Genomic DNA, 12,800 nt, shown 5'->3' on the forward strand with positions numbered 1-12,800 from the left:
AAAAAAAAATGTTTAAAAATCTTGATGTAAAAAAAACAATCAGGCATAATTTAAAAAACTATAATACTCAAAATAATACAATATTCGTAGATAAACTTTATTTTAATAACAATATAAGAAACTATAATCCTTGGCATATCATAATACTTATAGATGAAAGCGGTTCTATGCTTGATAGTGTTATATATTCTTCTATAATGGCGTCAATATTTGCTAATTTGCCTTATTTATCTGTGAAGCTTATTATATTTGACACTTCAATAGTTGATCTTACTGATTATGTTAAAGACCCGGTGGATACTCTTTTAAAGGTTCAATTAGGAGGGGGGACTGATATTGTTAATGCTTTGGAATATGCTAAAAAAATTACAACTATTCCAGATAAGACTATATATTTGCTTATAAGCGATTTGGAAGATAGTAATGATTATAAATGTATGCATAACAGTGTAAAAGGTATTATTGAGGCAAGGAGTAAGATTTTTATATTAACGGCACTAAATTATGAATGTAATGAATCGTATGATAAAAATGCTGCTCAAAAACTCTCTAAACTTGGTGCTAAAGTGGCGGCAATTACACCAAATAAATTAGCTCAGTATGTAAATGATGTTATATCATAGTTAATTTTAGTGGCAAATTAATCTTATAAATAAAAAAGAGACTCTATATAATAGAATCTCTTTTATTATTTTAAACCTTCATTTATTTAAATATTTGCGTGATGTCGTTTATTGTTATAAATATAGCAAGCGTTATTAAGAATGCTGCACCAAAGGCTTGTATTTTTGTAAGCACACTTCTATTGATTGGTCTTCTCATTACAAGCTCTATAAATGAAAATACTATCATACCTCCGTCTACAACAGGAAGAGGCAAAAGATTCATTAAAAATAATATTAAACTTATAGTAGCAGTAAAAGATAATATAGTTCTAATTCTATCAACACTAACAGATATTACTTGAGAAGAAAGCTGTATTATTCTTACAGGTCCTCCTAAATTCTCTCTTACTGATAGCTTTCCTGTAAATAAAAGTTTTAATCCATTTACATAAGAAACAATATATTTACCAGTCTCTTTAAAAGCTTCTGGTATAGATTTTGGAAAAGGTGTACCCTCTATTTTTTCAACCTTTATAGGTGTGCTCATAAACTCTATACCTAAGCTTCCGTAAGTACCGTTTTTTGATTCTACAGGTCTTGGTATAGCTTCTCTTGTTATCTCTTTTCCATCTCTTAAAACAGTGATTGTAATTTTATTTAAAGCATTATCCATTATAAGAGGTCTGAAATCTGCTATATTATCAGCATTTATATTGTTTACAGCTAATATCTTATCTCCATTTTGAAGACCAGCTTCCTCAGCAGCAGAACCTTTAACTACATTTTTGATAATTAAATCACCACCGAAATAAAATCCTAATGCTCTCTCACCGCTTAATGCTTTTAATATTTCTACAGAAGGTATAGATACATTTACTTTTTCTATATTTCCGCTTTCTGCAGATTTTCTGTTTAATGTGAAGTTGATGTTGTCGGCATTTTTTTGTACAGCTTCTTCATTTATAAGTTTTAATACATCATTGTCATAATTAACTTTAATTCCATTTACTGCAGTAATAGTATCTCCGCTTTTCAGGCCATATTCATAAGCTAATGTGCTTCCAGATTTGGCATGCATATATCTAGCATCTTTAAATACGCTTATAGTTGGAGAATATAAATCCACTGTAGAAGGTATTGATACTAATATAACAAGAAGCAAAAAAGCAAATAAATAATTAAAAAATGGTCCTGCAAAATATACTATGATTCTTTTTAAAGGCGACATACTTATAAAATCATCATCTTCCACTTTTCCGTCTTCTGACATCTCTCCTTTAAACTTACAGTATCCTCCAAATGGTATTACTGAGAATCTAAAATCTATTCCTTTTATAGTTTTTCTAAATATTATAGGTCCGAATCCTATTGAAAAAGCTTCAGCCTTTATTCCTACAGCTAAACCAGCAAGTAAATGCCCCATTTCATGGACAAATACAAGTACACTTAATAATATAATAGCACCTATCCAACTCAATTTTTAGCCTCCTTATATTAAACACTATACTTATTAAGAATAATTACTAAATAATATATATTATATAATAAAATATTTCAACACTAATGTTTTAATATTTTTTTAAATTTGAAAAATGATATATTATTTTTAATATATTTCAATAGGAATTATGTAAATTTATTTTTTATATAAATTAATATATTTTAAAATTATAGATAAACACTTCCCTGACGAAGCACTTTATTATTAATGCAATCATATAAAGTAGAAGGAAGTTTTTTTTCGATAGTACCGCAATTGACAATAAGGTCAACTTTGTCTTTATATAGTTCTACAAGCTTATTGCCGTCATATATAACACCATAACCTGTAGGATTAGCAGAAGGAGCAACTAACGGAGGAGTTAATTTTAATAATTTTTCCATATAGTCATCTTTAGGTATTCTAAGGGCAACAGTATTTTTAAGATATAGAAAATCTTTTTTTATAATTTCTTTTAGAGGCATAATAAAAGTAAGTTCGCCAGGTATTTTTGCTTTCACTATATCAGGTATATTTCCTTCACATAATATATTAATAAACTTAGAATCTTTTAAAAGTATAAGAAGTGGTTTTTCTCTTTCTCTCTCTTTTATTGAATATATTCTATTAATAGCATCAACATTAAAAGCATCAGCCAACATTCCATAAACAGTATCTGTTGGAGATATTACAACCCCCCCATTATTTATAACTTTAGCAACCTCTTCTACAGCATATTCTATACTATCAGAATTATTTTTATCAAGCTCAATTACCATATAACTATCCTCATTATTAATTACCTTCTAATAACAGTAGGGTGAATATATACTTTAGCAAAACCTCTTCTTTTAGCATTATGTAAAGCAAGAAGTGAAGGGGCAATTTCTTTATCAAGATTATCAAAATGATAGTTAGCTTTGTAGGCAGTATATGCTATTCCAGCAGATACAGTATATTTTATAACTATTTCATTATACATTATTTCATTTTTATTAACTAATTCTTTTATTTGCTCTATTTTATCTTCATAAAGTCTTATATCCATTCTCTTAAATGCCACCATAAATAAATTGGTGTCATATCTTGCTATAATGTCTTCTTCTCTTGTAGCATTGATTAATACTTTAGAGAATTGTAATATTATTTCTTCTCCAGCCATTATTCCAAATTCTTCTATAATATCATCTATACCGTCTATTGAAAAAGAAGCTAATATTATAGTTTCTTCATGTCTTACTGTTTCTGCTAATAATCTTTTAAATTGAATTAAAAACTCTTTTTTATTATAAAAACCTGTTTCCAAATCAATATTTAATATCTCTTCATATTTCTTTTGCGAATCTTTATAAGACTGATAATTTTTATTTGAAGTTTCAGTCATATTATTTAGAGCATTTTGTAGATAATCAATTTGTTTTAGAGTTTTTTGATGTTCTATATACATTTTCTTTTCTTTCATTGCATTATGAACATTAACTATAAACTCCATTTCATCAAAAGGAGTAAATACAAGCCCATCAATGTCTAATGATATAGCCTCTTCTATAAACTCTATTTTTTTATATGGAGTACTTAATAATATTACAGGTATTCCCTTAGTATTTTCTTGATTTTTAAAAGTGTCCAAAAGCTGAAGCCCTTGAGAATCACCTATATCAGCATCGATGATGATTAAGTCAAGAGATGTTTCATTAGATATATTAATAGCTTGAGAACGTGATTTTGTTGATATTGGGTTATAATGTCTTTCTTTTAATATATCAACTATTTTTTCTAATAGTTCTGCTCTATGTTCTATGACTAAAATGTTTTCATTCATAAATAATACTTTTATTAATTTGATATATATATGTTTTAATATCGTAAATAAAACAAAATATATTAAATAAAAATATTCAAATTGCATGCTTAAAATATAATATGTAATTTTATAAAAAATAATATGAATATTAGAGTTTATAAATAATTATCCGATAATATAATAAAATTTAAATAATAATAAGTAGATAAAATTAATTGTATAATGAGAGTTTTTATATTATTGTTTTTGTTATTTTTTATAGGCTGCCAAAGTGCCGTTATCATATCAAAAGATTCCAATGAAGTAAATAATAAAGAAACTAAAGAAAATATTACCAACGAAATAACAACTAATACTAACAGTGTTTATTATGTACAAAACACTAAAAGAGGGAAACTATTAATATTAAAAGACCCTATATTATTTGATTCTAACAGTAGCATTGTAAATACAAATAAATATGCAGAAACTCTAGATTATTTATCTTTAGTATTAAAGTCTACAAATATTCTTAATATATATATAGAAGGTCATATTGATTCTAGTGAAGTTAGATATATGAATAAGAATACTGTATACAATTTAAGTACTACAAATAATATATTATATTTATATGATAGAAATAATGAAGTTGATTTATCATATTTACGTTCATTAGCTGTAGGAGATTTATTAACAGACAATGATAATAAATTAAAAGCAATAGGGGTTCAAAATTTAATAGACTATGGCACTCCTGAACAAAATAGAAGAGTTGAATTTGTAATAATAGAAAACTCTAATGATATGTATATGTATACCAACTATATATATAATTTATATTAAACTTTTTTGTAATGGGCTTTAAAGTTATCGTCAAAATAATAAATCATATTTTCATCTTCTTTATGAGAATCATACCATACCTGAGCGAAGTAAGGATTTTTCTTAGCTAATATATCAAAGTTCCATGTGTAGTCAGGCATACATTCTTCGCACCAATGTCCTGCTTTTATAACAGTAAATGGAGAAGCTTCAAATTCATGACCTTCAGCACAAGACCATTTTAGCTTTGTATATAAATCTCCTTTAGTCATGCTGGTGCTTAAAAGTTTACCGCCTCTAAACTCTGCAGCTTTTTTAAGGTCTTCCAAATCTATTTCACTGTCTTTTTTACTTTCATCATAACCATGATTAAGAAGCTTAGCATTTTTTATATTGAGCAAAGCCTTATAATCTATATAATTTCCTTCAGAATCTTTATTTTCAAAAAGCAAGTTAAAATCTTCCCATTTTTTAGGCAAATTATCAAAGTTTTCTAAACTTCCAAAATATGCAATTATTTTTCCATCTTCATTATTTTTACGCCAATATGTTGGTGAATTAGGGTGAGGTAAAAGTCTTTGTATAGCGAAAAATGATATTAAAGATGGAGGCACTATTTTGCCTAATGCATAATACCAATGAGTTTTTCCTATTTCGTTCCAATAATCTGTAACAGACTCTTTTTGATATGAGAATAATTCTTCTAATTTGTATCCGTCATAATACCAAAGACCATGAAAATTTCTTATGGCATTCCAATTAGGCTTCATATATTTTTTTGTAGAGCCACCGATTAGCTTAAATCCATCATTGAATGTATCATAACCAATAAGTCTATTTTCTGCTTTACTTCCTAAATTAAAACAACCCTTCCAAAAATAATCATCTAAATTACCTTTAATATCTTCTTCAACAATTCTTTTCATTAAAAGTCCGCTATCTCTTGCTGTAGCCCATTCAAGCGGTGCATTATAACAAGTGTGAAACATAAGTCCGTCACTCATATTGTCAGTAAGCATTCTGTTATGAAGCATTGCAGTTTGTCTTATTATAGCTCTATTTTCTAATGATGAATCAAGAACATATCTTTCACCTTTTAGTTTAGAGAAAGAATAAGCATCATAAGGACTTATAAGTAATGGGTCTCCAACTCTTCCCCAAGGGTGTTTTTCGTTTCTGTTTCCATAAAGAGCAACTGTTGATATATGAACAAGTTTAGGACGTTTGTCTTTAGGCATTTCTTCTAATATATCAACAACGTTTTTTACTCCCACAAAGTTAGTTAAATGTGCTAGTTTTGGGTATTTGTCAGAATTTGGCGGAATAACTGCAGCGAGATTAAGCACATAGTGGCTATCTTTTATTAACTTCTCAGAGTCTTCTTTATTATATAAATAACCTGTAACTATTTCTACTCTTTTACCATATTCTTTTTTAAATTTTTCGCCTACTTTTTTGCTTTCTTTTCTTACAAGTATTTTTACAAGTTCAATATCTTCTATCTCCATTAATTGTCTTAATGTTTCAAGCCCCATATTTCCTGTAGCACCTGTTAAGCTAACTATATATTTCATTAATTCTCCTATAATATATCATTTGTAATATTGTTGTTCAAATTGATATTATTCTCATTATTGGTATCCCCATTTGTATAAGAATATATAGGAGGTTCTTCTTTTTGTAAATAGTCAAATTTTGTAAATGCATAAGATAATTGAAGTCCTACACCATTTACCCATATAGATTCTTGTTTACTTGTTACAGCTAAATCTAGGAATAAATCAAGGAATAATCTGTCTTTCCAAGAAAAGCCAAGTCCAGCATACATTCCTAATTTTGATACGAAATCTGTTTCAAGTGTTTCTATTATTTCTTTTTCAGATGTTTCTCTATATAAAGAATATATATTCATATCTATTCCATATTTTATTCCAGCCCTAATTTCAAACCACTCTAAAGGTTTTATTGTAGTACCAACTGGTATTTCCAAATATGGAATAATACTTATTGCATTATGAAGTATGTCGCCTGTTGCTATTAAATTACCTTCATCTATTGTATTATTAACATTATCATAAGTATTAGACATTACATATGTTTGACCTAAATTAGTTATATCTAGTCTTAAACCTAATCTAGGCTCTGTTGTTAATTTTATTACTCTGTCTATAATATTCCATTCTAAAGTAGGGGCAGCACTAATATCAAAACTCATATTAAGATTATAAGTTTGATTGCTTTTAGCTAAACTTCCATTTATTACTTTATCTATTTCATTTGGTGATATATTAGTTGAGTTTAGAATAAATCTATTTTGATTATCCTTGTAAAGGTCAAACTCTAATCCTAGATTGAAAGTTAATTTTTGCAAAGGTCCTGCTACTAAAGGCATCATAAACTCTGGATAAAATAATAATCTCACAGAATTATCAAAAGAATTTGTTGCCGTATTTATATATTGATGGCTTAATGTATCTTTAGTGCTACTATTTGTTTTATAATTTTGTAAATAATTATTTACTACTATAGCTATTGGTAAATTTAATCTCATATCATTATTAAAATTAATTGCAACAGCTATTTCATTATACCATTGAGAGTTTGTAATATTATTTGTAAGATTAGCATAATTATCTGCATTAGTTTGATGATAATAAGTATATCCTTGATTAAGATAATATCCGCCTGATTTTGCTAATAAATAATGTATAGATACCATATCATTTATTTTGAATACCGGTCTAATAGCAAAAGAAGTATCTAAGTTTTTTTCTTCTCCAATTATTACTCTATCAAGTACAGGTATATATTCTCTATTATAGTTCATACTTTGAGAATCTATAGAAAAAGCTCCGCTTATACCAAAATACATTTCATTATCTTTTATTGGTATACCAAAATATAATTGTGCTGCATTTTGCATACCATTTTTAAAACTAGGGGCATACATTCCTGAAAATAATGTTCTGTCTAAATCAAATATATCTTTTGACATTAATTTATCTGAATATGAAGACATTTGATAAGCTGTTGATCTTTTTACAGCTGAGTTATCTAGATTAAATATAATGTCTTTAGTTGTATATAGATTTTGAGCGAACAAATTTGAAAAAGAAAATATAATTATAAAAATTATAAATATTTTTGCATTATTCATTGATCTTTCCTAACTAATTTTGTTGTATAAATATAAAAATGTCATTTTATTATATCAAAATTTCTTATAAATGTAAATTAATAAAAAAATAAATTTTAATAATAATATAATCGTAATTTCATATTATAATATTTATAATTTCTATTGAAATAGTTTTATTTTAGTATAGAATGTGTTAACTCAATTAAAAATACTTTAGAACATAAAGAATAAAGTTGGAGAGATATGTCTAAGAAAACTAATAAAGAAGCATGTGCTTTATGCGGAAGAGAATTAAAAGAATTAAGCAGATATATAGAAGGAAATGAAGGGTATTTATGCTCTGATTGTTCTGCCATAGCAAATGATTATTTTAATGCTCATAGCAGTCAAAAAACTAATAATAAAAAATATGATATAAAAATACTTCCTCCTAAAGAGATTAAAGCTTTACTTGACCAGTATGTTATAGGGCAAGATTATGCCAAAAAGATATTATCAGTTGCTGTATATAATCATTATAAGAGAATAATGCAAGATAATACTAACAATGATGTTGAAATAGAGAAGTCTAATGTGCTTTTAATAGGTCCTACAGGAAGCGGTAAAACTTTACTTGCTCGTACTTTAGCTAAGGCTTTGAATGTGCCTTTTGCTATTGCTGATGCTACCACTGTTACAGAGGCTGGATATGTGGGTGATGATGTTGAGAATATACTTCTTCGCCTTATACAAAATGCTGATGGAGATGTGAAGTTAGCTGAAAAAGGAATAATATATATTGATGAAATAGATAAAATATCACGCAAGAGTGAATCGCGTTCTATTACAAGAGATGTTTCTGGTGAAGGAGTTCAGCAGGCTTTATTAAAAATAATAGAAGGAACAATATCAAGTGTGCCTCCTTACGGTGGAAGAAAGCACCCTCATCAAAATAATATAGATATAAATACTTCTAATATACTTTTTATATGTGGTGGGGCTTTTATAGATATAGAAAAATCTATTGCAGAGCGTACTTCAAAAAAAGGTCTTGGTTTTGCTGCTGAAGTTAATTCTATGGAAAACTTGGAATATGATGAGATAATGAAGCATATTGCAACTGAGGATTTAGTAAAATTTGGACTTATACCAGAGCTTATAGGAAGGCTTCCTGTTGTTGCTACTTTACAAGAGCTTAAAGAAGAGGATTTGATTAGAATATTAAAAGAGCCTAAAAACTCACTCATTAAGCAATATAAAAAATTATTTGAGTATGATAATGTTGATTTAAGTTTTGATGATGAGGCTTTAAAAGTGATAGTAAAAAAGGCAATGGAAGAGCATACAGGAGCGAGAGGATTAAGGGCTTTATTTGAAAAGGTAATGCTTGATTCAATGTATGATTTGCCTTCTGATAAAAAGTCTATCAAAATAAAAAAAGAATATGTTGAAGAGAAACTAAATATACACTAAAATTTTTAAGTGTTTTATTTTAATTATTTGCAGGGCTTTGCCCCCTGCGAAGCGTGCCCGTAGGGTAGCACCCCACTTCTTTTGCTGCCGCAAAGAAGCAAAAAGACTGCATTTTTGGATTAAAACACAAGCATTATTTTATATTTAATACATATTCCTAAGATATTAGCTATAGCATTTGCACTTTTTGCAACTTTGACGAAGTCCGCACCGCGTAGCGGCGGGAAAAAGAACAATAAAAAAGTTGATAGAAAATTATTGTTTAGGTATATACTAATATTACTAATTAAATATTTTATATTCTTTCATCTTTTCAAATATTTTTTGGTCTAATAATATATCAGCTTCTGATTCTTTATTTATCTCTTCTGCTTTACTTTTATTATGCAGCTTTGATAAAAATAAAGAAAGCCTGTCTATTTCATCTGGTGAGAGATTTGTAAAAGCGTATCTTAAATTTGGTAGTATACTTAAAAAACTCTCTTCATCTTGCTTTTCTACAATAGTGTCTATTTTCTTTATTATATCATCATTAATAAATAAAATATCTCTTGATATAATAAATATTCCAGACAAGAAATAACTTATAGTATTAGCATCAGATGATTCTAAAAAATTGCATATAATGTTAGAAAACTCTTCTGTTGTCATTCCTTTTAATTTATATTTTATTGCCAAACAAACTGCATATATATGTGAGCTTCCAAATGTGTTTGACAATATAGAGTTTATTTTTATTGTGAAAGCTTCTATCAAATCAGCATTATTTAATATATTTGTGTAAATGTTTTTTATATGCTTTGAATATTTAATAGCTTCCTCTTCTTCTAAATCTTTTATATAATCCATATTGTTTATAGCACAAATAAATGTTGTGTTTAAAAGTTTTTTTATTAAATCATTGGCAAAAGATTCTTTTTTTATCATGCTATTATATTCAACTATATTTAATAAATAATATAAATTATATAAACATTCGCATAAACTTATAAAATTGCTGTCTTTTAAAATAACATCTTCTATTTTTGAATAGTTGTTTACTAAGAAACCTTCTATTCCCATCATATTAGTTTCTATTATTAATTTTGAAATCTCGCTTGAATTTATATTACTATCTAATTTCTCTTTTATGATATTAATACAAACTTCATCTATAGTTACACCATAAACTGATTTATCTATTAACAAAGATTCTGCGTTGGTTTTATATTTATATTTCCAAATCTCTCTTGCTAGGTTTTTATTAACTCTGTTAATATAATCCGGACCTTTTATTAGCCTACAAAAATCAATGTCTAAAAATCTTATTTTATGAAAGAATCTGCTCTTTTGAAAATGTGTATCATCTTTAACAATATCAAGTATAGTTTCTACTTCGCTGCTGTTGTCTAATTTAATTTTAAACTTTTTACATAAATTTCTAAAGTCAATTATTACAGGAGGAACTGAACTTTTTGATGATACTTTTCCGTTTTTTATACCAGATAGCAGTTTGATAATAAAATCTATATTTGATTTATTTTCAAAATTAATATCTCCTTTTATAAATGAAGTTTTTAATGAATCTATAAGCTCATAAACTCCTGCTGTGCTTTTGCCTCTTAGTTTTGAAAGATTAACTGCCATATAGTAGGCGTTTATACAATCTGATATGCTTGAATTATTGTTATTATAATCTATATTTGAAGCTTTTATTATAAAATACATAACAGTATCTAAATAACTATTTAAATTATTTTTTTCTAGGCTCTTATAAACAAAATCATAGAATGCAGGAAACTCTATACCAGCCTGATAACCGTTTCTTCTGTCTGCATCTTCAAATGAATATGGTATTAAATAGCTGTTAGCATTTTTTTTATTATATTTTTTTAGCTTTTCTTCTATATTAATGTTTTCTTTTAATTTAGCTATTATGCCTTCCATATGAAAGCTTCCTATAATAACTAAAATTCTATTATATTTTTTTATGGCTTTTTTTATATTACTAGCCATAAAATATTCTCTGTTTCTTGTTTCTGTATCTTCTTGCTCTATTAAACGCATATAATAACCTAATGTATATACGCTTTTAAAAAACTCTTCTGATGTTTTTACTATGCCATTTATTTCAAACTCTCTCTCCCAAAGCTCTTGAAATGTTCTTAGCCCTGATTTTTGCGTAAGTTTTTTTGTATAGTCGTTTATATCAAATTTTAAATCATCTTTATCATATACAGAGCTTATTTTTTGATATTCATCATCTGTATTTTCTATCATAGAAGCAAAAGGCATATCTATAAACTCACAATTGATATTTCTTTTCGATGCTTCTTTTATTGCTACAAACTCTGGAGAATAATCTAAAAATGGATAGTAGCTTCTATATTTAATCTCGCTGTCATAGCTGGAATATATACAAAATGGTGCCTTTGTTTCTTCGTCTGTCATAAACTCCATTAAGTTGTTAGAATCTATTGGTCCTTCTATTAATATACAATCTGGATTAAAACTATTTATTACTTTTTTTAAATGATATGAGCAAGCTGGAGAATGATGCCTTATAGGTAATAGTAGTTGTTGTTTTTCTAAGTTATTTTTTTTTGACATTATTATAATACAATATTTTTTTATGATGATACAATATATATTAAACATTGCAAGCATAAAATTGATTATTTAATATATAGTTATTAAAGTTCATTATTTTCTATCAACTTTTTTGTCGCTCAAAAAAGTTGCAAAAAACGCACATACTATAGCTAATATTTTGGGAATATACAAATAATAGAATACCAACATTTTAAGCTAAAAAATTGCAGTCCTTTTGCTTCTTTGGGTCATACACACAGGCACTTCCTTCGGTCGCTGTGTGGACTTCGTCAAAGTTTTTCGGGCACGCTTCGCAAAAGTGCAAGTATAAAAATTAATATCAAATCATAGTCATTATTTTTGAGAAAATATAACTTTTTAACCATAAAATTAATTGTTGACTTATATGCTTTTTTATTTAAACTTAAAATAAAAAAATCTTTTAGAGATATTTATGAAAATAGAAAAGAAACCATTATTAAATGTTGCTTTATTATCATTAATTACATGCAGGGTATATGTGATTTATTGGATTACCGTTACAACAAAAGATATTAATAGCTATATGGAAAATGAATATATATCCCCTACATTAGTTTGCATATTATCAATAATAACTTGCGGACTATTTGACATATATTGGTTTTATAAATATGGAAATATTGTTTTTAATGATATGTATAAAAAAGCTGATATTGATAGTTATGGAGAGAATGCTTTTGTTTTGTCATTGTTTTTTTTAATTCCTTTTGGATATATATATTCTGTTGTTACATTGCAGTCTAAGCTTAATATTATTTATGATAAGATTGATATTATTAATGATGCTAATTCTTAATTAAAGCATTGGCGAGAGCTATAATTTTTAATTAAATAAAATTTCAATTACAAAATAAATTATAAAAAATAAAGGGTAGGGTATATAAAAAATATTTTAAATTACAT

At 26.8% G+C, this 12,800-nt stretch carries 10 protein-coding genes; 4 read left to right on the top strand and 6 right to left on the bottom strand.

Annotated features, from left to right (window positions below; all coding sequences use genetic code 11):
- Positions 1-623: VWA domain-containing protein (locus E6A48_RS06775; RefSeq protein WP_219709286.1), on the top strand; the 623-nt coding region annotated here is incomplete at its 5' end.
- Positions 624-705: 82 nt separating this feature from the next.
- Here E6A48_RS06775 and rseP read toward each other — a convergent pair.
- The 3 genes from rseP to E6A48_RS06790 all read right to left on the bottom strand — a co-directional run bounded on the left by rseP (position 706) and on the right by E6A48_RS06790 (position 3,907).
- Positions 706-2,082, bottom strand: a complete 1,377-nt coding sequence (gene rseP, locus E6A48_RS06780) for an RIP metalloprotease RseP (RefSeq protein ID WP_219709287.1) — start codon at positions 2,080-2,082, stop codon at positions 706-708.
- Between the two features lie 191 nt (positions 2,083-2,273).
- Positions 2,274-2,864 (bottom strand): L-threonylcarbamoyladenylate synthase, encoded by a 591-nt coding sequence (locus tag E6A48_RS06785; RefSeq protein WP_013244436.1) that lies wholly within the window; start codon positions 2,862-2,864, stop codon positions 2,274-2,276.
- A gap of 20 nt (positions 2,865-2,884) precedes the next feature.
- Positions 2,885-3,907 (bottom strand): GGDEF domain-containing response regulator, encoded by a 1,023-nt coding sequence (locus tag E6A48_RS06790; protein WP_219709288.1) that lies wholly within the window; start codon positions 3,905-3,907, stop codon positions 2,885-2,887.
- A gap of 222 nt (positions 3,908-4,129) precedes the next feature.
- Between E6A48_RS06790 and E6A48_RS06795 the strand changes: the two genes are divergently transcribed.
- Positions 4,130-4,714, top strand: coding sequence for an OmpA family protein (locus tag E6A48_RS06795; protein WP_258018566.1), 585 nt, complete (start codon positions 4,130-4,132; stop codon positions 4,712-4,714).
- Here the strand turns inward: E6A48_RS06795 and E6A48_RS06800 are convergent.
- Complete coding sequence (locus tag E6A48_RS06800; protein WP_219709290.1) at positions 4,711-6,267, bottom strand: NAD-dependent epimerase/dehydratase family protein; 1,557 nt, start codon at positions 6,265-6,267, stop codon at positions 4,711-4,713. The two genes, E6A48_RS06795 and E6A48_RS06800, sit on opposite strands and share 4 nt — an antisense overlap.
- Before the next feature lie 8 nt (positions 6,268-6,275).
- Complete coding sequence (locus E6A48_RS06805) at positions 6,276-7,850, bottom strand: hypothetical protein (protein WP_219709291.1); 1,575 nt, start codon at positions 7,848-7,850, stop codon at positions 6,276-6,278.
- Positions 7,851-8,075: 225 nt separating this feature from the next.
- Between E6A48_RS06805 and clpX the strand changes: the two genes are divergently transcribed.
- The gene (clpX, locus tag E6A48_RS06810; RefSeq protein WP_219709292.1) at positions 8,076-9,284 is read left to right on the top strand and encodes an ATP-dependent Clp protease ATP-binding subunit ClpX; all 1,209 of its coding nucleotides are present in this window, start codon (positions 8,076-8,078) and stop codon (positions 9,282-9,284) included.
- A gap of 282 nt (positions 9,285-9,566) precedes the next feature.
- Here clpX and E6A48_RS06815 read toward each other — a convergent pair whose 3' ends face one another.
- A complete protein-coding gene (locus E6A48_RS06815) occupies positions 9,567-11,873 on the bottom strand; it encodes a DUF5682 family protein (protein WP_219709293.1) in 2,307 nt (768 codons plus the stop codon).
- Between the two features lie 436 nt (positions 11,874-12,309).
- On the opposite strand from E6A48_RS06815, the gene E6A48_RS06820 reads away from it, so the two are divergent.
- A complete protein-coding gene (locus tag E6A48_RS06820; RefSeq protein ID WP_219709294.1) occupies positions 12,310-12,693 on the top strand; it encodes a DUF4234 domain-containing protein in 384 nt (127 codons plus the stop codon).
- Positions 12,694-12,800: the final 107 nt, after the last annotated feature.

This window comes from Brachyspira pilosicoli (assembly GCF_019402445.1).
GTDB classification, from domain to species: Bacteria; Spirochaetota; Brachyspiria; order Brachyspirales; family Brachyspiraceae; genus Brachyspira; species Brachyspira pilosicoli_B.

What these genes read in the sequence shown, in the direction of transcription:
- E6A48_RS06805 (WP_219709291.1), bottom strand. Translation starts at nt 7,850, where the DNA reads ATGAATAATGCAAAAATATTTATAATTTTTATAATTATATTTTCTTTT.
- E6A48_RS06785 (WP_013244436.1), bottom strand. Translation starts at nt 2,864, where the DNA reads ATGGTAATTGAGCTTGATAAAAATAATTCTGATAGTATAGAATATGCT.
- clpX (WP_219709292.1), top strand. Translation starts at nt 8,076, where the DNA reads ATGTCTAAGAAAACTAATAAAGAAGCATGTGCTTTATGCGGAAGAGAA.
- E6A48_RS06815 (WP_219709293.1), bottom strand. Translation starts at nt 11,873, where the DNA reads ATGTCAAAAAAAAATAACTTAGAAAAACAACAACTACTATTACCTATA.
- E6A48_RS06800 (WP_219709290.1), bottom strand. Translation starts at nt 6,267, where the DNA reads ATGAAATATATAGTTAGCTTAACAGGTGCTACAGGAAATATGGGGCTT.
- E6A48_RS06790 (WP_219709288.1), bottom strand. Translation starts at nt 3,907, where the DNA reads ATGAATGAAAACATTTTAGTCATAGAACATAGAGCAGAACTATTAGAA.
- E6A48_RS06820 (WP_219709294.1), top strand. Translation starts at nt 12,310, where the DNA reads ATGAAAATAGAAAAGAAACCATTATTAAATGTTGCTTTATTATCATTA.